The sequence below is a fragment of the Microcoleus sp. PH2017_05_CCC_O_A genome (assembly GCF_020738785.1).
Lineage (GTDB): Bacteria > Cyanobacteriota > Cyanobacteriia > Cyanobacteriales > Microcoleaceae > Microcoleus.
On the sequence record NZ_JAEQCB010000024.1, the window covers coordinates 1 to 24,495 of the forward strand.

Consider the following 24,495-nt stretch of genomic DNA (forward strand, 5'->3'; position numbering starts at 1 on the left):
CGTGTCTGCGGTTTGATTACAACCGTGTCTTCGGTTCTATAGCCTGCGGTCTACGGTTTGATCGCCTGACTCTTTTAAGATACAAGGGGCGGGTTCACCGAAATAACCGCCCAAAACAAACAATCTCAAAAACCCGCCCCCACCCAACCATAAATTCAAATGTACTAAAATCGTATCCCCGCATCAACAAATATCAATCTTGTAAGGGCTGGTTCACCGAAATAATCGCCCAAAACCAATAATCTGGTAAACCCGCCCACCCAACCATAAATTCAAATGTACCTATTTTCCAATAAAAACAACCGATAAACGTATTAAAAAACACAAATCAAATCTGTATAAAACCTTAAAAATTGCCAACCATACAAAATGTCACGAATTTTTACATTACATTGTAGTTAATGTCAATTCTAAAAATTGTGCAAACTAATCTCTGTTGAACTGACCAAAGGACACAAACATGGATATCTTATCTAATACCGTGGCGCTATCGCGGATGCAATTTGCGCTAACCGCCATATTCCATATGCTGTGGCCAGTTTTGACAACGGGAATGGGAATTTATCTGGTAATTGTTGAGGGAATGTGGCTGAAAACTCGCAATCCTGACTATTACCACCACGCTCGTTTTTGGTCGAAACTATACGTTCTCAACTTCGGTATTGGTGTAGCTTCCGGCATTCCCATGGAGTTTCAATTTGGGACGAATTGGGCACCATTTTCCGAAGCCGTGGGTGACTTTTTTGGCAGCATTTTAGGGTTTGAAGCTTCAATGGCATTTATGCTAGAAGCTGGCTTTTTAGGAATTATGCTATTCGGTTGGGGGCGCGTTCACCCGATCGTCCATTATTTCGCTACCATCATGGTAGCCTTCGGCGCAAACCTATCCACTGTATGGATTTTAGTCGCTAACTCTTGGCTGCAAACTCCAGCAGGCGGAGAAATGGTCAATGGCAAGTTTGTTGTCACCGATTACTTTCAAGCAATTATGAACCCCTTCGCATTAAACAGCATTCTACATATGTTTTTTGCGACGTTAGAAACTTCCCTGTTTGTAATTGGTGGAATTAGCGCTTGGTACATTCTAAATAAGCGCAACGAAGCCTTCTTTTCCAAATCTTTAAAGATTGCCATAGCGACGGCGATCGCAGTTGCACCTTTGCAGATATTCATCGGACATTTGAGCGCCGAACAAGTCTATCACTATCAGCCGACAAAATTAGCAGCGATCGAAGCTAAATGGGAAACCTCAGCAGCCGGAGAATCAGCCGATTGGACTTTGCTAGCTTTGCCTAATGAAAAAGCCCAAAAAAATGACTGGGAAATTAAAATTCCCAATGGCTTAGGATACGTTCTAGAATTCAAACAAAAACTTTCCGAACCAGTCCTCGGTTTAAAAGAGTGGAAACCAGAAGATCGACCCCGGATGGTAGGTTTAATCTACTATTGTTTCCGCATCATGTCCGGGATTGGATTCTTCTTTGTAGGATTGATGCTGTTCAGCACAATTCAGTGGATGCGAGGCAAACTTTCTGCTGAAAATATTAGCAGTCAACCTTGGTTGATGCGCGCTTGGATCTTAGCAGCACCCCTGGGATATATCGCTGTAGAATCGGGTTGGATTGTGCGCTGTGTAGGCAGACAGCCCTGGGTTTTATACGGGCAAATTCGCACGGCTGACGGCGTATCAAATATCCCCGCTAGCAATGTTTTAACTTCTCTGAGTTTCTTTGCGATTATTTACAGCTTTTTGTTTGTTTGCGCCTTGTATTTTGGCAGCCGCATTATCCGCAAAGGCCCTAATTTAAATCTGTCAGTACCTGGTTTAGGCAATCAACCTGCGATCGAAACTGAACTCGCAGAACACATTCCCGATCAACGCCCTGTAGAAGCACAACAATAGGAGATTTTATGCAAGCTTTGGAGCATTTTCTCCCGCAAGTCTGGTTCATCATTTTGGGTTTATTTCTTTTGCTCTATGTCATGCTAGATGGCTTTGACTTAGGGGTGGGAATATTATCTTTGACTGCTTCTGATGACGAGCGCCGAGGCATTTTAATGACCAGTCTGGGCAATGTTTGGGATGCTAACGAAACATGGCTGGTTTTAATGGGAGGCGCTTTATTTGGTGCATTTCCTTTGGCTTACGGCACAATTTTAACTGCCTTGTACATACCGATTTGCATGATGCTTTTCGGTTTAATATTTCGGGCTGTAGCCTTTGAATTTCGCGAGCATTCTAACCGCAAGTTGTTTTGGAATTATGCTTTCGGTGCGGGCAGTTTTTTGGCAGCTTTAGCTCAAGGATTTGCCCTCGGCGCGGTGCTTGAAGGCATTGCGGTGGATGAAGCGGGTCACTTTGTGGGGACTACTTGGGATTGGCTGGATTGGCGATCGATCTTGGTGGCTTTGACACTGGTTCAAGGCTACGTGTTGATCGGTTCCACCTATCTGATTATGAAAACCGATGGGGAATTGCAAACAAATCACTACCGCACCGCTAAAATTGCGGCGGTGACAACGTTAATCGGAGCAATTTTGATTACCATCGCCACTCCGGTTTTTTATGAAAGTACCAGAGCAAGATTGTTCGATAAACCGCTAGTTTATGTTTTTGCGGCGATTCCCGTGCTGGGATTGCTGCTGGTTGGACTCTTGCTCAGAAGCCTGGAACAAAAACAAGAACGCACGCCGTTTGTCTGGACGATTATGATTTTCTTGCTCAGTTTCATCGGTTTGGGATTGATTGTTTTTCCCTACATTATTCCGACACAACTCACGATTTACCAAGCGGCGGCGGCACCCAGCGCCCTGGTATTTATGATTGTGTTCATCGGCTTTCTGATCCCGATCATGATTTTCTACAACATCTACAACTACGTAGTATTTCGGGGTAAGGTTGCTGGCGGCCATTACGGCGAATAAAGCAGCATAACACCGCAAATCCAAGTAAAGACACCCAAATCTCCCCAGATTTAAAATTAATCCGATCTGCGGATATTTGCGTGTCTTTGCTGTTGACAAATATCGATTTCTGAGCGTCAGGGTTCTGATTTATTAATCAAAAAAACATAAAACTTTTTGTTTTCGCCCGCGAATTTAAGTGAATCTACTTATAAGAATGCTGAAAATTTCTGTATAATTAGTATAGAAAATGATTTCTATGCTCTTTTTGTCTGGCAACAGTTACAAGTTTTGGCTGTGTTTGCCTAACTATTGTCTCAGGTGCGTCGAGGCGAGATTGTCACTTTTTTTCAGGATTTAAGGGTGTTCCGGTACGAGGAACCTTATTGTTCTGTGAGTTTTGAGAATTAGTAGAAATAGAGTAACTCGTAAGTTGGTTGGCGATATTACGCAAATACTATGTATTATTTTACACCTGATTCAATAATTTATGTCTGAATTTTTAGACGGCGATCGAGAAATCAATCCCCCATCAGCAGCAGACGATCGCACTTTGATTTGTTTCAGAGAGAGGAAATTGCGGACTATTTGGGAAACTGCTCTAGATGCGATCGCGATCGCCGATGACAAAGGGCGATACCTCAATGTCAACCCCGCCGCCTGCGAATTGCTTGGACTAAAAAGAGAACAACTCCTCGGGCGCTGGATCTGGGAGTTTGCAAAACCAAGCTGGAATTTTCAACAGGTGTGGCAAGAATGCCAGAAACCGGAAAAAGTGCAGGGTGAATTTGAGTTAGTGCGGGCTGATGCAGAGATTCGCACCGTCGAATATGCAATAACGCTCAACTTTTGGCCTCACCGCTACTTGTTAGTCATGCGAGATGTTACAGGGCGCAAACAAGCCGAAACACAAGTCGAAGAACTTACCCGCCAACTCGCCCAAACCCAAGCTCAACTTCGGGAAGCAGGTATCGCACCGGAGAGTCCCATCAGTCCCACAGATACTGGTATTTTAGAGCAAATTGCCCGCCACATCCCGGGCGTTATTTATCAGTTTCGCATGGATATTGATGGTGGTTTCCATTTTCCCTATGCCAGCGGCAGACTGGAAGAGATTTACGGCGTTACCCGAGAACAAGTGCAACAAGATGCGACTTGTATTTTCAATCACCTCCATCCTGAAGATTTCGATCGCGTTTATCAATCGATTCTCGATTCTGCCCAACATCAGACACCTTGGTGTTGCGAATACCGGCTGTGTTTTCCCGACGGGCGGTTGCGGTGGTTGCGCGGCGATTCTACACCGCAGCGACAACCCGATGGCAGCACTATTTGGCATGGCTATGTTCGGGACAATACCGAGAGCAAAGCCGCAGAAATTGCCATCAAAACCAGTGAAAACAGATTCCGCACGATCGTGGAAAATCTCAACGATATGGTTTATATCGTCAATCCCGATAGCACCTTCAGCTATGTCAGTCCCCAATTAAAAGAAATCATGGGATATGAAGCAGCAGAAATGTTACATGAGAGTTTTGCTAATTGGGTTTATCCAGAAGATTTACCAATTTGTAAAAATACTCTCGATCGCTCTTTGCAAGGTGAGAAACTGCGGGGATCTGAGTACCGAGTTTTGCATCGAGATGGCAACTATTACTGGCACTCTGCCAATGTATCCGCGATCGTAAATGACGCTGGAGAATTCGTTGCCTGTTTGGGAATAGCGCGTTACATCCACCCTCAAAAACAAGCACAAATCGCTTTAGAAGAAAGTAACAGCCGCTGGCAGTTGGCTATAGAAGGAGCGGGAGATGGCACTTGGGATTGGAACCTCAAAACCAATGAAGTCATCTTTTCCAGGCAGTGGAAAGCGATGCTGGGCTATGCAGAACACGAAATTGTGAATGATTTAGCAGAGTGGGACGGTCGGGTACATCCAGAGGATAAAGCTCAATGCTATATAGATTTTGCCAAACATTTTCGCGGCGAAACTTCTACCTGTCGCAACGAACACCGCCTGCGCTGCAAAGACGGTTCTTACAAGTGGATTTTAGACCGGGGTCAGGTGGTGGAATGGGACGAAGAATCTGAACCGATGCGGTTTATCGGCACTCATTGCGATATCAGCGATCGCAAAACCGCAGAATTAGAGTTAGCTGCCTCTCAAGCAGAATTAATGGCACTATTTAACGCCATGCAGGATGTGATTATGGTGCTCGATGCAGAGGGACGCTATCTCAAAATATCTCCCAGCTCGGCTCCCTTGTTGTACAAACCTACCGCTCAAATTTTAGGTAAAACTCTTCACGAAGTTTTACCCAAAGAATCAGCAGATTTTTTCCTAGAGTCGATTCAAGAAGCGATCGCCAATCAATGCGTGACGCAGTTGGAATACTCATTACCAATTGGCGATCGCTCAGTCTGGTTTGATGCCAGGATTTCTCCCATGTCTCAAGAGCAAGTGGTGTTTGTCGCCAGAGATATCACCGATCGCAAACGCCAACAGCAAGCTCTCCGCTTAGTAGTCGAAGGTACGGCGGCAAAAACCGGCGCAGCATTCTTCAAAAGCTGCGTTCAATATCTCGCCAAGGCACTAGAAGTTCGCTATGCTTTGATTGCTGAATTTGGTGACTCTGAAAAAACGATCGCCACAACTCTAGCATTTTGGGCGGGAGATGAATTTGGGGATAATTTTACTTACCATCTATCCGAGACACCCTGTCAAAATGTCGAGCGGTGTACCAAGATATGTCGGTATCCCAATCTCTTGCACTGCTGGTTCCCCAAAGATGATAATTTAGCAAGTCTCCAAGCCCAAAGTTATGCGGGTGTACCGATTGTAGATGCCGCTGGAAATTGTTGGGGATTGCTCGTGGTGATGGATACTGAGCCGATGGTGAAATATCTAGAAATGCAGTCAGCTATCTTGAGAATATTTGCCACCCGTGCGGCTGCGGAAATGGAACGGATGCAGGCGGAAGCAGCAGTGCGTCAATCAGAAATTCAACTGCGGCTGCAAACTGAAGAATTAGAAGCAACCCTGAAAAAGTTGCAGGATACCCAAACTCAGTTAATTCAAGCGGAAAAAATGTCTAGTTTGGGTCAATTAGTCGCCGGAATTGCCCATGAAATTAACAATCCAGTCAGTTTTATTTATGGCAATATTCAACCTGCTACCGATTGTGCGAGCGAGTTAATTCAACTAATTCATCTTTACCGAGAGCATTATCCGATTCCGCCCCAGGCGATTGCCGATTTTATCGAAGATATCGAGCTTGAGTATCTAGAAAATGATTTTTATAAGCTGTTGAAATCGATGAAAACTGGAGCCGCGCGCATCAGCGATATTGTTAAGTCGCTGCGGACTTTTTCGCGGTTGGACGAAGCGGATTTAAAAAGCACAGATATTCACGAGAATCTCGAAAGTACCTTAGTGATTTTACAAAATCGCTTGAACGGTAGGGCGGGAAAACCAGAAATTCATGTCGCCAAATATTATGGTGAAGTACCTCTGGTTGAATGTTATGGCGGTTTGTTAAATCAGGTATTTATGAATTTGCTGGTGAATGCGATCGATGCGATCGAACAAAGGCGAGAAAGCCTAGAACCCAGCGCCAAATTAAATTATATTGGTCGGATCGCGATCGCCACTTCGTTCGCTGCTGACAATCGCGTGTCGATCTCGATTCATGATAACGGTTGCGGGATAACTCCCGAAGTTCAAGAAAAAATATTTAATCCCTTTTTTACGACTAAACCGGTGGGTAAAGGTACGGGGATGGGGCTAGCAACTAGCTATCAAATTGTCACGGAAAATCATCGGGGGAAGTTGCGGTGTTTTTCGACACCCGGAGAGGGGGCGGAGTTGGCGATCGAGTTGCCAACTTGCAAGTAAAATTATCTATAGCTAGTTTATAATGGAAGCTCGATCGCAAATTCCGTCCCTTCGCCCAAAACCGAATGGCAGATCAAGGTTCCGCCGTGTTTTTCCACCACAATTCGGTAACTGATGGCTAAGCCCAAACCGGTGCCTTTCCCCATCGGTTTTGTGGTGAAAAACGGATCAAATAATTGGTGGCGCACGTCTTCTGTCATGCCGATCGCATTATCGGCAATCCGGATGCAAATAATATTTTCGTTAAGGGCTTCTGTGTGAATGCTAATAGTTGGTTTCCAGTTGCCACTACCCGTTAGCGAAGCCCTAGGAGAGGAACGCTTTTTTTGCTTCCAAGCATCTTCCAAGGCGTCAATACTGTTGCTAAGCAGATTCATAAATACCTGATTTAGCTGACCTGGATAACATTCAATTAAGGGTACTTTCCCGTAATCTTTGATGACTTTAATTTCGGGATATTCGGATCTAGCTCGCAGTTTGTTGTGCAAAATTAGCAGTGTGTTGTCTATGCCTTCATGAAGATTGGCAGGCTGCTTTACCGAGTCGTCTAAACGCGAGAAGTTTCGCAAACTCAGAACTATTTCGCGAATGCGATCTGCTCCCATTTTCATCGAAGAGAATATTTTTAATAAGTCTTCTTTCAGGAATTCTAAATCTATGTTTTCAATATATTCTTGAACTTCTACTTGTGGTTGAGGATAGTGTGTTTGGTACAGTTCCACAAGCTGCAATAAGTCTCTCATATATTGGCTGGCGTAGGAAATATTGCCGTAGATAAAACTCACGGGATTGTTGATTTCGTGGGCGACTCCTGCTACCATTTGACCGAGACTTGACATTTTTTCGGTATGAATTAGGTGAGCTTGAGTTTCTCGGAGTTCTTTGAGAGCTATTTCTAGCTGCTGGGCTCTGTTGTTGGCGATCGCCTCGGAGAGTCGCAAAGCATCCTCCGCTGCTTTGCGCTCTGTCACGTCAAAAATGGCGCCGTTGAGGGATGAAATTTGACCGTCTGGGTTGAAAATAGCTTGACCTTTTTCTGCAACCCACCGCACGTTTCCGTTGCTGTGAATCAGGCGATATTCGATCGCGTAAGGTTGTCTTGTCTTAATCGCCCGATCGACAATTTTATCGATCTGCCCCACGTCATCGCCATGAACTATACTAGAAAAAGCTTGCACGGGTTTTTGCATAAAGTTATCTGCCGGATAGCCGGAAATAGCTTCTATGCCGCTGCTGATAAAAGTTAAGCTCGATCGCCCCGCAGCACTGCAACGGTAAACTGCGCCGGGAATATTGGAAACTAACGATCTAAATTCTTGTTCCCTTTCCCGCAAAGCTGCCTCAATCCGCTTGCGATCGCTAATGTCGCGAGCAAAGGCGCACTGATATTCTTTACCGTTAAATTGCCAATGGTCGATCGTAATTTCTACTGGAAAAATGCGACCGTATTTAGTGCTGTGGTGAACTTCAATATTAACGGAACCGCACCTTTTTAAGACTTTCCAGTGCAAATTCCAAGCAGTTTCAGGAAAATCGGGATTGATGTCGTGCACAGTTAGATCGAGCAATTCTGTGGCAGAATATCCCAATGAACTGCAAGCGGCGTCGTTGACGTACAAAAATTTACCGTCCGCTCCCATCCAGAATACCGCATCTGCCGATCGGTCGATCGCAAATTGAGCCAATTGCAACTTTTCCTCAATCCGGTGGCGATCGGCAATTTCTTTTTGTAACAGTTCGCTTAACGAACTGAGAGTTAAAGCGCGATCGACAATATCATCTGTCGGTGGTTTTGCCAATTCTGCTGTCTGTGTATCATCTTGCTGCTGATTTTCTGCTAGCTGTTTTAACGGCTGTTGTGGAATATCTTCTGTGAGATTTAAGTCAGATTCGGTAAATGCTTTCGGCATCAGGGCGATCGCAAATCCGGCTAAGAGCAAAGAAATCACACCACTTGCAGCTTTGAGATCTACCGACAGCCAATCAATGGAATGCCAAAGCGTCCAAACTTGCGTTAATTGAGCAGCGCCGCAGCCCAAAAAACCGACAGCAAATAGCCCTCCAATCTTGCTGTGAGAACTTTGGCGGGTAAAATAAACCAAAGATAGCGCCAGAGAGCAATAAGCGAGTGCCGTCAGCGAGTCAAAAACAGCGTACAGTCGCAACTGGGCCAGCCCGTCGCAGCCAAGTGCGGAAGATGCAGGCAGTGTTGCATAAAAAAATGTTAATAATTCTTGCATAAATTTCAAGAAAAAAGTTATTTGCAGCAATCCAAATCCATCAAATATAATTATTTGATTTCGGTGGCTGAAAAATGTTTACATAATTATATACTTTTTTCATTTTTTATGAAACAGCTATTTTTGCATGGAATGTCAAAACTGTATAGCTTCGGCTGACAGTTGACAGTTGACAGTTGCCCTGTGATAGTTGACAGTTGACGGTTTAAACAATACCGATGCAACCGGAAACGATATCAAAGGGTGGTAATGGGGAAAAAGGCAATTGGTAGTTCCTGTAAGCTGACTGAAGTTTCTGGGAGTAAAAATAATCGCGCGCAGTGTTTCCGATCCCTGGTGCTTCTAGAATAATTTTCGATATAGCGGTTTTCAGAAAGATAAGGTATGTTGTTGGGCTTTAGCCCTGTGAGTTTAGTAGTTATATGAGCTGTCAGTTATACCTCATCTTTTTGAGAAAGGCTATAAATTATGTACCGAAATGCTTCGCCCTTGCCTAAATGAGATGAACGCAAATACGTAGTTGCGAACTTAGCGCTTTTTGTTTAGATCATGAAGAGCGCTGAAGCGCAACTACGTACCTAGGATGATAATCAATAATAGCGCTTTTTGCTGGGATTGTTAAGAGCGCTGAAGCGCAACTACGTACCTAGGATGATAATAAATAATAGCACTTTTTGCTGGGATTGTTAAGAGCGCTGAAGGCTTTTTGCTGGGATTGTTAAGAGCGCTGAAGCGCAACTACGTACCTAAGATGATAATAAATAATAGCGCTTTTTGCTGAGATTATGAAGAGCGCTGAAGCGCAACTACGTACCTAAGACGACAACCAAACGGCCCTGACTTCCTCCCCGAAATTGCGGGGAGGGAGTTACAAATTCACAAATGATTTAGGATTGCTATGACCCAGATTGCCAGCAGCAAAAATCTCTATTTTTGCGCTAGCCAATCCACAGTTAATTAAGCACCACCAAGCACCAAATGTACCAGAGTCCGAACTCCAAAGCCAGTTGCTCCAGCGCCGTTATAGCCGTTTTCCTTATCGCTCCAAACTGGGCCAGCAATATCTAAATGTGCCCAAGGAGTGTCCTTAACAAACTGCTTCAAAAATAGCGCCGCCGTAATCGAACCGCCGTAACGAGGCCCTGTATTTTTCATGTCAGCGTGCAAAGCCTTCAAGCCATCAAAATACTTCTCTTCCATCGGCATTCGCCAAAACTTTTCACCTGCCAATTCAGAAGCCGCGACTATTTCGGCGGCGACGCTATCTTGAGGACTCCACAAACCGGCGATATCTTCGCCCAAAGCAATGACGCAGGCGCCAGTGAGAGTGGCTAAATCGACAATTACGTCAACTCCCAACTTATCAGCAAATACCAAAGCATCAGCGAGGGTTAAACGACCTTCGGCGTCGGTATTGTTGACTTCAATTGTTTTGCCGTTGGAAGCTGTAAGGATGTCTCCAGGGCGCATGGCGTGGCCGCTGATCATGTTTTCGGTGACGGCACTGATAAAGTGAACTTCGACATCTGGTTTGATGTGTCCGATCGCCTTTGCGGCTCCCAAGGTAGCAGCGGCACCGCCCATATCTATTTTCATCATTTCAATACCGCTGCCGACACCTTTGATGTTCAAACCGCCGGAATCAAAGGTTAATCCTTTGCCGACGATCGCAATTTTGCGGCGGGGTGTGCCTGCGGGTTTGTAAGTCAGGTGGATGAATTTCGGCGGCAAGTCGGATGCTTTGGCAACGCCGAGAAAGGCTCCCATGCCTAGTTTTTCGCAATCTTCTTGCTCTAATATTTCTAATTCTAAACCGCATTCTGCTGCTAGACTTTGAGCGGTTTCGGCCATGGTAATCGGGGTGACATAATTGGCAGGTGCTGCGACTAATTCCCGTGCTAAAATAACTCCGGCTGTGATTTGGCGGGCGCGGGCGATCGCACTTTCGGTACCGGCGAAACCGAGTAAATGAATTTGTTCTACTTGCGGGCTTTTTTCGTCGGGTTCCGATTTGAAACGGTTGTCTTGATTCAGCGAGAGTTCCACACCTTCGGCGATCGCACTTGCTGTAACATCCGGCGCACTTTGCCACACCGGAAGGCTAATTCCGAGGGTTTTGCATTTCTCCTTTTTGGCTAACTTGGCGCACGCGCCCGCAGCTTGCCGCACGGTTTCTAATTTTAAGTCTGCGGCTTTCCCCAAACCGACGATCGCAATTTTGCGAATCGGACTATTGCCGCCGACACGGGCGATCGCACTCTGGCCCGCTTTGCCCTTAAAATCTACTTCCATTAGCAGCTCTTTCAACGTGCCTGCAAGCTTTTCATCTAATTGTGCCAAGTCGCCGGCGATCGAGAGAGCGTCCTCAAATAGACCAATTGCCAGGGCATCTCCCGTCCAAGCAGAGGGGAGCGTATCGGTGACTAGAAATTCCATGTTTTGATTTACAGTTTAGATTTTAGATTTTTGATTGTACTTTGTCCTTGCTGGTTTGTCGTTTTTCCTTCGATCGAGTAAATAAATCTATCGCCTAAATTCTCCGCTACACATCTAAATAAATTCTGGTACGATATCAGCCAAGTCCGCTGGCGATCGATTTTCTATTGTTATTTTCTTAAATTTTCCCATGCTAAAGCGACGAAAAACCCGAGTTTCTGTTTTAATTGGCGTTTCAGTTTGCATAATGGCGATCGCCTCTGTGGTTGGTGCGGCGAAATGGATGGGTGTCGGCCCCTTCCAGAAGGCTCAGCGGCCTCGGGATGCAGCGAATTCCGCCTCTGAAGTCAAAATGTTGGTATCGCTGTCACCCAATGAGCGATCGGCAAAATTAGTCGAACTCGCGGGCGATCGATCTGAGAATTCAAACGACAAGCAGCAAATCTCCCCTCAAAGCCGCGCCCGCTACTTACTTGCCAGCGATTTAATCCAGCAAGGAAATGCCACCAAAGCATTAAAATTACTGGAAAATTTAGAGCAAGAATATCCAGTTTTAGCTGCTCAAATTGCCCTCAAACGCGCGCAAGCTTACGAATTGAGCGGCGACAAAGGCAAAGCACAAAAAGCTTGGGAAGAACTGCTTAAAAACTATTCTAGCGATCCAGTATCTGCCGAAGCATTATATGTTATAGGCAAGTCGAAACCAGAATATTGGAAGCAAGCAATTACTGAATTTCCCGCACATCCGCGCAGTGTAGAAATAGCCCGGAAGAAGTTAAAAGAAAATCCCAATCAGCCCGAGTTAATGCTGCTAGTAGCAAAGCACGGTCATTATGTCAAAGATTACGGTACATTATTAGAACAACTGGCGCAGCAAAACAGCGCCACTTTGAAACCCGAAGATTGGGAAGAAATTGCCTTTGGCTATTGGGAAAAACAGGATTACGGCAAAGGAGCGATTGCTTACGGAAAAGCTCCCCGCACCGCCAAAAATGTTTACCGCAAAGCTCGCGGTTTGTGGCTAGACGGTAAAATCCCGGAATCGAGAATTGCCTATCAAGAATTAGTGCGGGATTTCCCCAATGACGAAGATACTGGTATGGGTTTAATCCGGCTGTCACGGCTGAGCGAGCCCAAGGATGCGATCGTGTATCTCGATCGCGCGATCGCCAAATTCCCCGATCGTGCCCCCGAAGCTTTGCTAGATAAATCCAAACTTCTCGACAAAGCAGGCAGCGGTGAATCCGCCTCACAAACCCGTAAGTTGCTATTGACAAAATACAACAATTCTGATACAGCAGCCGAATTGCGTTGGGCGATCGCCCAACAGTATGCCAAAGGCGGAGATTTAAAATCAGCTTGGCAGTGGGCGAGGGAATTAACCACCCATAATCCCGACAGCGAACAAGCACCAGAAGCAGCATTTTGGGTCGGCAAATGGGCAAAGCAACTCGGCCGCGAACAGGATGCCAAGACATCCTTTGAGTACACCATTGTACGCTATCCAGAATCATATTTCGCATGGCGATCGGCAGTATTTCTAGGCTGGCCAGTAGGCGACTTTACCACAGTCCGAGACTTATCTCCCAAGGTAGTGCAACAGCCTCAGCGCCCCGAACCAACCGCCGGATCTCCTGCATTAAAAGAACTGTATCAATTAGGTCAAGATAGAGATGCTTGGACGTTGTGGCAAATAGAATTTACCAACCGCGTCGAACCAACTATAGCCGAACAGTTTACCGACGGTTTAATGCGAATTGGAGTCGGAGACAATTTAGACGGTTTGTGGATGGTGGGGAGTTTGCGCCAGCGGGAAAAACCCGATGATAGAGCCCAATACCAAGCACTCACACAGCAGCCAGCTTATTGGCAAGCACTTTATCCTTTTCCGTACTTAGAAAACATTACGAAATGGTCGCAAGAACGGAAAATAAATCCTGTTTTAGTGACAGCATTAATCCGGCAAGAATCGCGGTTTATGCCCGGAATTAAATCAGCAGTTGGCGCCACTGGTTTAATGCAGGTAATGCCTGAAACGGCTACTTGGGTAGCAGCAAAAATTAACCTCAAAAAGTATTCACTGGAGAATGTGGACGACAATATTAAACTCGGAACTTGGTATTTGGATCATACTCACGACGAGTACAAGAATAATTCGATGTTAGCTGTGGCGAGTTACAATGCAGGGCCGAATGCGGTAGCAGATTGGTTGAAGAGGTTTAGTTTTAGCGATCCGGATGCTTTTGCGGAAAAGATTCCGTTTCCTGAAACGAAAGGATATGTGAAATCGGTGTTTGAGAATTACTGGAATTATCTGCGGATTTACAATCCAGAAGTTAATCAGTTGATGACTGAACATTATCAGGCTGCTCAGAAAAAAGCCAAGCCTTAATAAATCTGTTTTGAGCTGTCAGGAACAGGCTTTCCTGCCTGTTCCACAATCACATTAATTTTGTCTGTTTATTACTTGTGGGGAGGGCTTCTAGCCCGCCCGGAACAAGCTTTCCCCAGAGTGGTTTTATTATCATAAAAATAGGTACGTAGTTGGGCTTGGGCCCTCTTTAGGCGTATATATTAAACAGGGCTAAAGCCCAACAACGTACCTTCTGTATAAAAATAGGTACGCTAAAGCCCAACAACGTACCTTCTGTATAAAAATAGGTACGTAGTTGGGCTTGGGCCCTCTTTAGGCGTATATATTAAAGAGGGCTAAAGCCCAACTACGTACCTTCTGTTCCACAAATTGAAATAATGGGATTATAAAATAAATCAACGACATCCCAAGGAATCGCGAGTTGAAATCCCAGTTTGAGAATTAATTCCGCTGGCTTTGCTGCACAATTCTTTAACTTGTGCGCCATCCATAATTGCATCAGTAAAATCAGCACCAGTAATATCAGCTTCATCAAAAGTAGAACGCAACAAAATTGTTTCGACTAAAATGGCATCGCTTAAATCAGCCTTAGTAAATTTAATTTGATCGATCATGGCATTAGTTAAATTTGCGCCGTGCAAATTCGCCTCAGTCATCACCGAAGCGCTCATGATTGCTCCCCGCAAATCGGCATTAGAAAAATTAGTTAAGTCCATATTAGCGTTAGAAAACTCAGCGGCGCGCAGCATTTGACCGGAAAAATCGCGTCTTGTCAGTTCGGCGTTGCTAAAGGACAGCGGCGGTGGGTAATATTTAGATTGAGCTTGGGCTGCGCGCGGCAGGATGAAGATGGTTAGCGCCAATAGGAATGCTGCTAGTTGCCGGAGTTTCATAAATCTGATGTGGTCGCAAGGTGGGTATTTGGTAGTGTATCCCGAACTTTGGTCGATCGCCTAAACAGCTACAATCTTAATTAATAGTGATGGAGATGAAAAAAGATATGCTAAGTTTTTTCTTAACTTGGATAGTAGCGGCCGTTTCGCTGATCATTACCGCTAACATTGTACCAGGTATTGCGGTGACGAGCTTTCCGGCGGCGATGCTGGCTGCTGTAGTTATCGGATTTGTAAACGCGGTTGTCAGGCCGATTATTACATTGCTGACGCTGCCTTTCAGCATTCTGACTTTAGGTTTGTTTTTGTTTGTGGTGAATGCGATTTCGCTTTCCTTGGCTTCGTGGTTGGCTGGTGCTTTCAGTATCGGTTTTGCGATTAACGGTTTTTGGCCTGCTTTGTTCGGTTCAATTGTGTTGTCGTTGGTTTCTGGGCTGATTGGCCGATTTGTGAATACTGGTGTCGAGCAGTAAGATATTATCTTAGATAGTCGATCGGGCAAACTGCAACGGCTACAGTTACCGCAGAACCCCCCCTAACCCCCCCTTGTAAAGGGAGGGGATTTTTAGTGGAAAATATTTTTTTTGGCACTAAAAGCCTGTTATGGGCGGGCAGGATGCCCACCCCACAAGCAGAATATTCACTCTTTGTGGAACAGGCATCTTGCCTGTTGCTAATAATTGTGGAACAGGCATCTTGCCTGTTGCTGATAATTGTGTAATCTGTTGGTTCGATCGCGCAAAGTGCACTGGCTTCTGCTACGCTGGGCGTTCCCACTGATTTTGCTGCAACATCTGAAGGATTGGGGACTTCAACGGAACTTAAAACATCAGCCGCAAAGGTTTTTAACGGCCAATTTCGCGATCGACAAAGTTCCAGCAAGCCGATTTCGCCTGCTTTAGTGTCTATTGTAGCAATACCTGCGATCGCACTTTCCGCTAAATGATAACTGCGACAGACACTTTGAATCGCAGTTTCGATTAATTCTCGCGAAGTTCGGGCCTTGCAACCTATCCCTACCCACAACACTCTCGGATGCCACTGAACCTTCGGCAAAACAGATTCCGGCGCAAATCTTCTCTGGGTAAAACTAATCCAAATTCGCCCTTTGATAGGTGATATATTTTCCCCATCCCAATACAAACAATGTTTTTCCGGCAGACTGTTTCGCCACAAAGTCGAACCAACTTCTTGAATTACTTCTACAGTTTCCCCTCTCTGCATCGCAGCCGCCACTCCCGTCCAGTCGCCTGTCCCGCGATTCCAACTCCTGGGAATATCTAGCCTATCTAACCTAAATTCATCGCTCATTATGCAATTATATATATTCCAATACGGTTCACTTAAGATGGTCATTGCGAGGAACGAAGCAATCGCAATGTATATTTTTCATGAGTTTTCCCTGTTGTCATCTCTTAAGTTAACCGTATTGATATATATTCCGTAGTTTCACTGAGAATCCAATCTTAAAATTTTTTTAACACTCTTTGTTGATTTTTTTTTGTATAATCACCTTAGCACAAACTGCAAACAATTAAACATTTAATATGGTAGAACTGAACCAATTACTGTTAGAGTTTGAAAGCAACCTCGCATGGGAAGCAGTGACGCAAGAATGGAAAGAACGTCGCGACAGTTGGGTGAGCGACGTGCAAGCAGCAGTCGATCCGTCACAGTTAGCAAAATTTCTAGTTGAATTGGAATCAGACATCGAGTGGGAAGCGGTGCAAAATCAATGGAAACGGCGCCGGGAAAGTTGGGTAGAAGAATGTCAAGCAGCATCGACTCTTGAAGAAGTATCAAGTTTATTGCTGGAACTAGAAAGCAATACAACTTGGGAAGCATTTATTGATGAATGGCAGGAAAATCGGGATAATTGGGCCAGGCAAATGTACGAGTTTAACGATGAGTAATAATTTACTCAATCAAAATCTATTTTCATAGTCAATGATGTCCCGGCTGTGCGGTTAATTATCTCGCTTCCCTCAATTACTTTAAATCCCGATCGCTCGTACAAATTCAGGGCCCGATTTGAGCTTCTGACACTCAGGGATACCGCTGGATAAGATGCTTTGGCTGCTGGCAACAAATGAGCCAGCAATTGAGTTCCTACACCCTGATTTGTGTATTCTGGAAGAACCGCGATCGCCAATTCCGGGATAGTATCGTCAATCCAGCCAAACCCCCTGTCATCCCCTGGAAATAAACGCAGCCACGCCGCTCCTACTGGCTGGCTGCCATTCAATTCAATTGCTAGGAAGCCCATATCGCCTGCACGTCCCCAATGCTTGACATATTTCGCAATTAAAGGATGATTCACAACAGCTTCCACCGTTGATTCACCTTCTTCTGCCATGTGCGCCGCTTCGTACAGCATTTGCCACAAAAAAGGCTCGTCTTCCTGCGTTAGCGGCCTAATAGAATAGTCTAATATTTTTTCCATAAGGTAGAAGAAAGTTAGGCAAAGGATTCGCTCGACGGATTTAACAAATGCGTGGAAGAATAAAGAAGGAAAAAAACCGAACTACTAATGACCAATGATTAATGACGTTCGCGAGCGGGGACGATCGCGCTAATAACGTTCGCGAGCGGGGACGATCGCGCTAATAACGTTCGCGAGCGGGGACGATCGCGCTAATGACAACTGACAACTGACAACTGACAACTGACAACTGACAACTAACCACTAACCACTAACCACTGCCAACTGACTAATCCTTAACTAAAACCCCATTCAGAAAAATATCTGCCAATCCTTCCGCCATTTCCTGCATTTCCTGCGGGGAAGCATTCGGCTCCATAATTGTATTCTGACTGAAACCGGCGACGGCAAACATTCCCAAAAATACTTGAGCGACAATTTTTGGATTCATCTTCCGATAAACTCCTTTTTCCATCGCCGTTTCAAAAAAAGCCTCAGCCACAATACTCATTTTTCCGATGACTTCCAACTGAATTTTGTCGCGCAAATCGGGATGAAACTGCGCCTCCAAAAAACATACCCGCATCATATCGCTATTCTCGCGGATATTTAGCATCCGCCTCCGCATCACTTGAGCCACTGCTTTGTAACTACCCATCTCGCTCAATTCCGTCAGCAAATCTGTCAGCAACTCCACCCATCCTTCCGTCGCCACCTCAACCAAAATCGCTTTTTTATTATCAAAATGCCGAAATAGCGTACCCTCCGCCACCCCCGCCGCCGCTGCTAAATCCCGAGTTGTCGTACCGTCGTATCCGCTGCGGGCAAATAACCGCTGAGCTGCTTGTAAAATTCGTTTCTTGGTTTCTGTTTCTGAAGGAGGAGACTGATTAAAAATTCGCATGGCTTTGGAATGGGTAATTGGCGATTTAAGTAGAAGGAAGAAGGAAGAAGAAAGAAGGAAGAAGGAGGAAGACATACACAGCAAGCTTTTAAGCGAGCCGTATTTTACGTTTGATTAGGTTCATGCACTTGGAACTGCGGGTTTGGGGCGGGCGGGCGAAATAATGTTAAGTTTTAAGTAGTGCGCGACTTTAATCTTAAACTGGAAGTGGCGCAACAGATCGCTTATGCCCCCAAAAATCTTTATGCTTAAAAAGCATCTCTTGTTATTCGGCATAAACTTCTTGCCGTTTGACAATCCAAAATCCAAAATCTAAAATCTAAAATCGAATGACCCTTTTTGAGATTTGCTGTATCAGCCTAACATCTGTGGCGCAACAGATCGCTTATGCCTCAAAAAATCTTTATCCTTAAACAAGAATCTCTTGTATTCGGCACAAACCTCAGGTTTGACAATCCAAAATCTAAAATCTAAAATCTAAAATCGAATGATCCCGCAGTTCCAAAAACCACGCGCGGCGAAGCGATCCCTTAGGGAATCGCCCAAACCCAAAACTCGATTCATTGCCTCCCTACTCGCCGCTGTGCTGCTGTGGTGGGGAATTTCCCCCGAAATCGCCCTCGCTCGCGAGAACCCCGCTAGCGGCTCGCAATTAGTGTCTGTGCAACCGTCGCTCGATCGCGTAATCAAGCAAGTCACCGAATTTAAGCTCGACAATGGCATGACATTCGTGGTGCTCGAAAGGCCCAGATCTCCGGTAGCATCGTTTCTGATTCACGCCGACGTGGGAGGCGCCAACGAACCAGAGGGTCAAACTGGAGTCGCCCACTACCTGGAACATTTAGCTTTTAAAGGTACGCCCAAAATCGGCACAACCGACTACAAAGCCGAAAAGCCGCTGCTAGAAAAACAAGATAAACTCTTCGAGCAAATGCAAGCAGCGAAGGCGATCGGCAAAACTGAAGAAATCGCCAAATTCAAAGCAGAATTTGACAAGGTTGAATCCGAAGCTTTGCAATTTGTCAAGCGCAATGAATTCGGTAAAATTGTCGAACAAGCAGGCGGAGTTGGACTAAATGCCGCTACTTCTATCGACTCGACTATGTATTTTTACAGTCTCCCCGCTAACAAGTTAGAGCTGTGGATGTCGCTAGAATCCGAGCGTTTTTTAGAGCCTGTTTTTCGGGAATTTTACAAGGAAAAACAGGTAATTTTAGAAGAACGGAGGCTGCGAACTGAGAATTCGGCGATCGGGCAAATGGTCGAAGTTTTTGCTGACAAAGCTTTCTCTGTTCATCCTTACCGTCGCCCGGTGATTGGCTACACTGAAGATATTAAGAACCTCACCCGCAGCCAGGTGCAGAATTTTTTCGATAGTCACTATATCCCCAGCAAGCTGACTGTGGCGGTGGTAGGAGACGTGAAAGCTGCGGAGGTGAAGCGTCTTGCTCAAATTTATTTCGGCCGCTACAAGGCGAAACCAGCGCCTCCTGAATTGCAAATTGTGGAGCCTCCGCAAACACAAACGAAGGAAGTGACGCTGAAGTTAAAAACTCAACCTTGGTATTTGGAAGGATACCACAGGCCGGCGATGAATCATCCCGATAATGCGGTTTATGAAATCATTGGTTCTTTACTCAGCAGCGGCCGCACTTCTCGGCTTTATAAGTCTTTGGTTGAACAACAGCAATTGGCGCTAGCTGCTCAAGGTTTTAGCGGTTATCCGGGGGAAAAGTACCCGAATTTGATGCTGTTTTACGCTCAAACTGCTCCGGGTAAGACGGTTGATGAGGTGGCGGTGGCTTTGAGTAAGGAAATCGATCGCCTAAAAACTGATCCGGTGTCTGCTTTGGAGTTGGAACGGGTGAAGACTCAGGCGAGGGCTGGTTTATTGCGATCGCTCAATTCTAATATGGGCATGGCATTTTCGCTGCTGGACTATCAAGTGAAAACTGGTTCGTGGAAAAATCTGTTTAAGCAATTGGATGCGATCGCTGCTGTTGCTCCCGCTGACATTCAGCGAGTAGCCAAGGCAACTTTCCGCCCGGAAAATCGCACGATTGGCAAGCTTTTGTCGCTGTAAGAAGAAGGAAGAAGGAAGAGGGAAGAAGGAAGAGGGAAGAAGGAAGAAGGAAGAGGGCATTAGTGTCAATTTAAGCTGAAACCTAGTGCCGATATTCTGTCTGGCGATTAGGTCTAGATCCCCCCTAGCCCCCCTTCTTAAGGGGGGGACAGGAGTATTCTCAAAGTCCCCCTTTTTAAGGGGGATTTAGGGGGATCTGGCCTCGGATAAAAGCGAGATTTACTGGTTTCCATGCTCTGCCTGGGAACGCATATCCCGAGGCTCTGCCTCGTCCAATGGTCAATAGATGAAAATTAGGAGCAAGAATGAAAAGGACTAGATTGAGACTGAAAAAAGTCAAGTTATTTCTGCTGGCACTTTGCTTTTTTACTGTTTCACTTGGCACGTTTAATTTGTTACCTTCCCTAGCGGCTGGGCCGAAGCACTACGATGAATTAAAATTCCCGTCGGTGCCAGAAATCAAACTGCCTAAATACACTCGGTTCGAGCTAAAAAATGGCATCCGCGTGTATCTGATGGAAGATAGAGAACTCCCGTTAGTTGGGGGAACGGCGCTATTTCGCACGGGCGATCGTTTTGAACCTGCTGATAAAATTGGATTGGGAGGTTTGACGGGAGAAGTGATGCGAACTGGTGGGACGAGTCGCCATACGGCTGATGAATTAAATCAGTTGCTAGAACAGCGGGCAGCTTCGGTAGAAACGGGGATTGATGTTGCTTCTGGGAACGCTAATTTTAGTGCTTTAGCTGAAGATGTGGAACCTGTATTTGACTTGTTTGCTGAAGTGATTCGGGAGCCAATTTTTGCTAAGGAAAAGTTGGATTTAGCTAAGAATCAAGAGCAAGGTGGCATCGCCCGTCGCAACGACGATCCTAACGATATTACGGGCCGCGAGTTTCAAAAGTTGATTTATGGCGATCGCAGTCCCTACGCGCGCACAGCAGAATACAAGACTATTGCCAATATTTCCCGCGACGATTTGGTGGGTTTCTACCAGAAGTATTTCCACCCGAAGAATATGATTTTGGGTATTTCTGGCGATTTTGATACGGCTAAAATGCGATCGCTCGTGGAGCAAAAATTCGGCAACTGGGTACCGACTAAAAGTGCAGAAATGCCTGCGCTACCAGCGGTAACGCCGGCGAATCAAGGCGGCATATTTTTGGTAAATCAACCGCAATTGAGTCAAAGTTACGTGCAGATGGGGCATTTGGGCGGGATGTTGAACAGCCCAGATTACGGTGCTTTGGACGTGATGAATGGGGTTATGAACGGTTTTGGCGGGCGTTTGTTCAATAATGTGCGATCGCGCCAAGGCTTAGCCTACAGTGTTTACGCGGCTTGGAGTCCGAGATTTGACTATCCAGGGACGTTTGTGGCTGGAGGCCAAACGCGATCGGACGCGACAGTACCGTTTATCAAAGCAATCCGCGCTGAGATCGATCGAATTCGCACCGAACCAATTACCGCCGAAGAATTAGCTTTTGCGAAAGATTCCACCCTCAATTCTTTCATCTTCAAATTTGAAAATCCCAGTCAAACATTGTCGCGACTAATGCGCTACGAATACTACGGTTATCCCGAAGATTTCATTTTTCGGTACCGCCGCAGCGTCGAAGCAGCCACAATTGCCGACGTGCAGCGTGTAGCTAAGACTTACTTGAAACCGGAGAATTTGGTAACATTAGTAGTGGGAAATACTGCGGGAATTCAACCGCCGTTATCGAGCTTAGGAACTTCTGTAAAAGTGCAATCTGTTGATATCACCATTCCGTCGGCGACTTAATATACCTCTTGCAAAAGTCAAATTTACCCCCCTTAGTCCCCCCTCCCGCGGGGGGGAAACAAGAATAATCTTGCTCCCTCCCCTTAATAAGGGGAGGGTTGGGGTGGGGTGCGTTGGATTTTTGCAAGAGTTCTAATCGATGATTCGTGTGACGCACCAGACTATTGTGTGGTGCGTCACTGCGAGATTGTGGATCTAATTTGTAAATTTTCGATGGCAACGCACGCTACCGCTACTGAATAATATAATGAATATCAACACGCAAGAGCAATTCGAGTTAATTCTAGGTTCTAGTATAGAAAATCAAGAATTTATCAGATTAACTTTAGGAAAATATCGAGGAAAAGAAGACGGCTTAACTAAAATCATTGTGAGAAGCGTACAATTAAAATCCAGCATAAAACTTTCTTTTACCTATAGCTACAAAACTAAGGAAATAGTAAAAAATTACCTAATTGCAGAGGGAATAAATTTAATCAAAACCCTGACGGGAAGTGAATTTATGAGTATTAGATTATTCTCGCTGACGCAGGATGTCCAACTTGAATATGGCAAAGATAAAAAACCAAAACTTAAATTTATTAAGCCTACTTTCACCAATCCTGTTGATACGGTTCCGCAGGAACACGATCGCAATAAAAAACGGTATATTCAATCAGAAAACAATTTATATCTCACAGCATTAGGTATTACCAACAGTCAAGGTAATATCGTAAAAACAATGGAAGATAAGTTTAGACAGATAAATAAGTTTGTAGAAATTATAAATAGCTTAATTGAATCATCAGGATTGGCAGCGAAAAGTCATATCTCTGTAGTTGACATGGGTTCAGGCAAAGGATACTTAACATTCGCAATCTATGATTTTCTGAACAATATTTTAGACAAAGAAGCATCAGTTATTGGTATAGAAAGCAGAATACATTTAGTAGATTTTTGTAACTCAGTCGCCCAATCAGTTGAGTTTAAAAATTTACATTTCAAACAAGGCAATATCAGTAACTATAGCGCAGAAAAATCAGACATAACCATCGCACTTCATGCGTGTGATACTGCAACAGATGATGCAATTTATAAAGGGATACAATCTGATTCTTCTTTGATTATCCTAGCACCATGCTGTCACAAGCAAGTTAGGAAACAAATTCATCCGAATATGGTTTTGAAGGATCTGCTGAAGTCTGGCATTTTGCTAGAGAGGCAATCGGAAATAGTGACTGATGGATTAAGAGCGCTTTTACTTGAATTGTCTGGCTACAAGACCAAGGTTTTTGAGTTTATAGCGGCTGAACATACGAGTAAGAATATAATGATTGTGGGAATCAAAAGCAATCAGAGTATCAACAAGGAGCAGATTCTTGGACAAATCCAAGAAATTAAAAAACTTTATGGAATAAAGTTTCACTATTTAGAAACTTTACTATTTCCCGATCTCTTTCTTTCCCCCGATCTAGCTACTATAATTAATACTGAGTCGGTAGGCGATCGGGCTATATAGCAATCCTAAATCATTTGTGAATTTCTTACTCCCTCCCCGCGGCTTCGGGGAGGGTTGGGGTGGGGTAAAAATTTTACGACTCCTGCAAGGATTGCTATAATACCAATTTGAACCCGATCGCATTCAAGCAGTAAGGCTGGGTTTGAAGCGCCGTAGGGTCAATTTGGATTGAGTAGCGGCCCGATCGCCCGATTCATGTCAGCAAATCGGGATCGACACCCAACTCCCGCAACTTTGCCGCCAATACCTCCGCCCGCAGACGTTCCTGTTCGGCCCGCAGACGTTCCTGTTGGGCCCGCTGGCGTTCCTGTTCCGCCCGCTGGCGTTCCTGTTCGGCTTGTTCCGAACTCCACAGCAGCAAATTTCCCTGCGAATCCCACCAGCGCAGCCAATTCATAGTTTGCCCCAAACGTTCCCCCCGCCAAATCCCCAGCCATAAATCTAACTCTGGAATCCGCACCCGTCCCTGTGCATCAGCAGTCTGGGTTACATAGCTCCCATTTTGCAGATACCGCACTTCCAACTTGGGCTCGTAGGGGTCGTAAGTAACATAGGTAGGAACTTGCAGAATCTGTTCGTAGAAGTAGAGCTTACCGTAGGGAGGAGTCGATCGCACAGACAATTCGCCGTAATCTTCATTAGACAAAAACTCCATCACTACCGATATCGGCGCACCCTCCAGATTCGGCGTGTAACTGCGGCGAATCGTACCCTCTGCAACTGGATGCACTTGTGGCACGTAAAACCAATCCGGTGCTTTAACTACAGTTTTCTGATTGATAGTCGCTACCAGTCCAAAATTGGAACCAATTAGGGCGAGTCCAATAAGTCCGGCGGCTCCCAGAGCATCGGTGAGAGAGGCAGCAAGGGGCGGTTGTTGAATATTTTCCACAGGATCGTCCGGTAAAATAAAGTCGGCTGGTAGGGCTTCCCAGGTGACAGTTGGTGCTTTGGAACTCGACGAAATTTGAAGAACCATTAGTTTATACCATTTTAGATTTTAGATTTGAGATGGGAAAAGAAAACTGGGCGGTTGAAACCGCGTCTATACAGACCAAA

At 45.2% G+C, this 24,495-nt stretch carries 16 protein-coding genes; 9 read left to right on the forward strand and 7 right to left on the reverse strand.

The window, feature by feature from the left end; genetic code table 11:
- Positions 1 to 460: 460 nt before the first annotated feature.
- The 3 genes from JGK20_RS07660 (at position 461) to JGK20_RS07670 (ending at position 6,799) form a co-directional block, all read left to right on the forward strand.
- Positions 461 to 1,903, forward strand: coding sequence for a cytochrome ubiquinol oxidase subunit I (locus tag JGK20_RS07660; protein WP_293181498.1), 1,443 nt, complete (start codon positions 461 to 463; stop codon positions 1,901 to 1,903).
- Between the two features lie 8 nt (positions 1,904 to 1,911).
- Positions 1,912 to 2,925 (forward strand): cytochrome d ubiquinol oxidase subunit II, encoded by a 1,014-nt coding sequence (gene cydB / locus JGK20_RS07665; protein ID WP_293181501.1) that lies wholly within the window; start codon positions 1,912 to 1,914, stop codon positions 2,923 to 2,925.
- Between the two features lie 469 nt (positions 2,926 to 3,394).
- Positions 3,395 to 6,799, forward strand: a complete 3,405-nt coding sequence (locus JGK20_RS07670; RefSeq protein WP_293229976.1) for a PAS domain S-box protein — start codon at positions 3,395 to 3,397, stop codon at positions 6,797 to 6,799.
- 17 nt (positions 6,800 to 6,816) lie between these two features.
- Here JGK20_RS07670 and JGK20_RS07675 read toward each other — a convergent pair whose 3' ends face one another.
- On the reverse strand, positions 6,817 to 9,039 hold the full coding sequence (locus JGK20_RS07675) for a PAS domain S-box protein (RefSeq protein WP_293210842.1): 2,223 nt from the start codon (positions 9,037 to 9,039) through the stop codon (positions 6,817 to 6,819).
- A 957-nt stretch (positions 9,040 to 9,996) separates the two neighbouring features.
- On the reverse strand, positions 9,997 to 11,475 hold the full coding sequence (locus JGK20_RS07680) for a leucyl aminopeptidase (RefSeq protein ID WP_293181510.1): 1,479 nt from the start codon (positions 11,473 to 11,475) through the stop codon (positions 9,997 to 9,999).
- 190 nt (positions 11,476 to 11,665) lie between these two features.
- On the opposite strand from JGK20_RS07680, the gene JGK20_RS07685 reads away from it, so the two are divergent.
- On the forward strand, positions 11,666 to 13,867 hold the full coding sequence (locus JGK20_RS07685; protein WP_293229979.1) for a transglycosylase SLT domain-containing protein: 2,202 nt from the start codon (positions 11,666 to 11,668) through the stop codon (positions 13,865 to 13,867).
- Between the two features lie 377 nt (positions 13,868 to 14,244).
- Here JGK20_RS07685 and JGK20_RS07690 read toward each other — a convergent pair whose 3' ends face one another.
- The gene (locus JGK20_RS07690; RefSeq protein ID WP_293229982.1) at positions 14,245 to 14,742 is read right to left on the reverse strand and encodes a pentapeptide repeat-containing protein; all 498 of its coding nucleotides are present in this window, start codon (positions 14,740 to 14,742) and stop codon (positions 14,245 to 14,247) included.
- Between the two features lie 107 nt (positions 14,743 to 14,849).
- On the opposite strand from JGK20_RS07690, the gene JGK20_RS07695 reads away from it, so the two are divergent.
- Complete coding sequence (locus JGK20_RS07695) at positions 14,850 to 15,215, forward strand: phage holin family protein (protein ID WP_293190171.1); 366 nt, start codon at positions 14,850 to 14,852, stop codon at positions 15,213 to 15,215.
- A gap of 4 nt (positions 15,216 to 15,219) precedes the next feature.
- Here JGK20_RS07695 and JGK20_RS07700 read toward each other — a convergent pair whose 3' ends face one another.
- Positions 15,220 to 16,053 carry a cobalamin biosynthesis protein gene (locus JGK20_RS07700; protein ID WP_293196749.1) on the reverse strand — a complete coding sequence of 278 codons (834 nt, stop codon included), beginning with the start codon at positions 16,051 to 16,053 and terminating at the stop codon, positions 15,220 to 15,222.
- Between the two features lie 236 nt (positions 16,054 to 16,289).
- Between JGK20_RS07700 and JGK20_RS07705 the strand changes: the two genes are divergently transcribed.
- Positions 16,290 to 16,655: a hypothetical protein gene (locus JGK20_RS07705; RefSeq protein WP_293181524.1), complete on the forward strand. Its 366-nt coding sequence runs from the start codon at positions 16,290 to 16,292 to the stop codon at positions 16,653 to 16,655.
- An 8-nt stretch (positions 16,656 to 16,663) separates the two neighbouring features.
- Here JGK20_RS07705 and JGK20_RS07710 read toward each other — a convergent pair whose 3' ends face one another.
- Together JGK20_RS07710 and JGK20_RS07715 are read right to left on the reverse strand one after the other, a co-directional pair.
- Positions 16,664 to 17,185 (reverse strand): GNAT family N-acetyltransferase, encoded by a 522-nt coding sequence (locus tag JGK20_RS07710; protein ID WP_293229985.1) that lies wholly within the window; start codon positions 17,183 to 17,185, stop codon positions 16,664 to 16,666.
- Between the two features lie 268 nt (positions 17,186 to 17,453).
- On the reverse strand, positions 17,454 to 18,068 hold the full coding sequence (locus JGK20_RS07715) for a TetR/AcrR family transcriptional regulator (RefSeq protein WP_293190175.1): 615 nt from the start codon (positions 18,066 to 18,068) through the stop codon (positions 17,454 to 17,456).
- Positions 18,069 to 18,555: 487 nt separating this feature from the next.
- Here JGK20_RS07715 and JGK20_RS07720 point away from each other — a divergent pair, with 487 nt between their 5' ends.
- The 3 genes from JGK20_RS07720 to JGK20_RS07730 all read left to right on the forward strand — a co-directional run bounded on the left by JGK20_RS07720 (position 18,556) and on the right by JGK20_RS07730 (position 23,436).
- The gene (locus JGK20_RS07720) at positions 18,556 to 20,151 is read left to right on the forward strand and encodes a pitrilysin family protein (RefSeq protein WP_293181533.1); all 1,596 of its coding nucleotides are present in this window, start codon (positions 18,556 to 18,558) and stop codon (positions 20,149 to 20,151) included.
- A 305-nt stretch (positions 20,152 to 20,456) separates the two neighbouring features.
- Positions 20,457 to 21,938: a pitrilysin family protein gene (locus tag JGK20_RS07725; protein WP_293181536.1), complete on the forward strand. Its 1,482-nt coding sequence runs from the start codon at positions 20,457 to 20,459 to the stop codon at positions 21,936 to 21,938.
- 247 nt (positions 21,939 to 22,185) lie between these two features.
- Complete coding sequence (locus tag JGK20_RS07730; protein ID WP_293190179.1) at positions 22,186 to 23,436, forward strand: SAM-dependent methyltransferase; 1,251 nt, start codon at positions 22,186 to 22,188, stop codon at positions 23,434 to 23,436.
- A 193-nt stretch (positions 23,437 to 23,629) separates the two neighbouring features.
- On the opposite strand, the gene JGK20_RS07735 is transcribed toward JGK20_RS07730, so the two are convergent.
- Positions 23,630 to 24,415: a Uma2 family endonuclease gene (locus tag JGK20_RS07735; protein ID WP_293229989.1), complete on the reverse strand. Its 786-nt coding sequence runs from the start codon at positions 24,413 to 24,415 to the stop codon at positions 23,630 to 23,632.
- Positions 24,416 to 24,495: the final 80 nt, after the last annotated feature.

Bases quoted from the DNA above. Each gene is read 5' to 3' on its own strand.
- JGK20_RS07660 (WP_293181498.1), top strand. From the start codon at position 461: ATGGATATCTTATCTAATACCGTGGCGCTATCGCGGATGCAATTTGCG.
- cydB (WP_293181501.1), top strand. From the start codon at position 1,912: ATGCAAGCTTTGGAGCATTTTCTCCCGCAAGTCTGGTTCATCATTTTG.
- JGK20_RS07670 (WP_293229976.1), top strand. From the start codon at position 3,395: ATGTCTGAATTTTTAGACGGCGATCGAGAAATCAATCCCCCATCAGCA.
- JGK20_RS07675 (WP_293210842.1), bottom strand. From the start codon at position 9,039: ATGCAAGAATTATTAACATTTTTTTATGCAACACTGCCTGCATCTTCC.
- JGK20_RS07680 (WP_293181510.1), bottom strand. From the start codon at position 11,475: ATGGAATTTCTAGTCACCGATACGCTCCCCTCTGCTTGGACGGGAGAT.
- JGK20_RS07685 (WP_293229979.1), top strand. From the start codon at position 11,666: ATGCTAAAGCGACGAAAAACCCGAGTTTCTGTTTTAATTGGCGTTTCA.
- JGK20_RS07690 (WP_293229982.1), bottom strand. From the start codon at position 14,742: ATGAAACTCCGGCAACTAGCAGCATTCCTATTGGCGCTAACCATCTTC.
- JGK20_RS07695 (WP_293190171.1), top strand. From the start codon at position 14,850: ATGCTAAGTTTTTTCTTAACTTGGATAGTAGCGGCCGTTTCGCTGATC.
- JGK20_RS07700 (WP_293196749.1), bottom strand. From the start codon at position 16,053: ATGAGCGATGAATTTAGGTTAGATAGGCTAGATATTCCCAGGAGTTGG.
- JGK20_RS07705 (WP_293181524.1), top strand. From the start codon at position 16,290: ATGGTAGAACTGAACCAATTACTGTTAGAGTTTGAAAGCAACCTCGCA.
- JGK20_RS07710 (WP_293229985.1), bottom strand. From the start codon at position 17,185: ATGGAAAAAATATTAGACTATTCTATTAGGCCGCTAACGCAGGAAGAC.
- JGK20_RS07715 (WP_293190175.1), bottom strand. From the start codon at position 18,068: ATGCGAATTTTTAATCAGTCTCCTCCTTCAGAAACAGAAACCAAGAAA.
- JGK20_RS07720 (WP_293181533.1), top strand. From the start codon at position 18,556: ATGATCCCGCAGTTCCAAAAACCACGCGCGGCGAAGCGATCCCTTAGG.
- JGK20_RS07725 (WP_293181536.1), top strand. From the start codon at position 20,457: ATGAAAAGGACTAGATTGAGACTGAAAAAAGTCAAGTTATTTCTGCTG.
- JGK20_RS07730 (WP_293190179.1), top strand. From the start codon at position 22,186: ATGAATATCAACACGCAAGAGCAATTCGAGTTAATTCTAGGTTCTAGT.
- JGK20_RS07735 (WP_293229989.1), bottom strand. From the start codon at position 24,415: ATGGTTCTTCAAATTTCGTCGAGTTCCAAAGCACCAACTGTCACCTGG.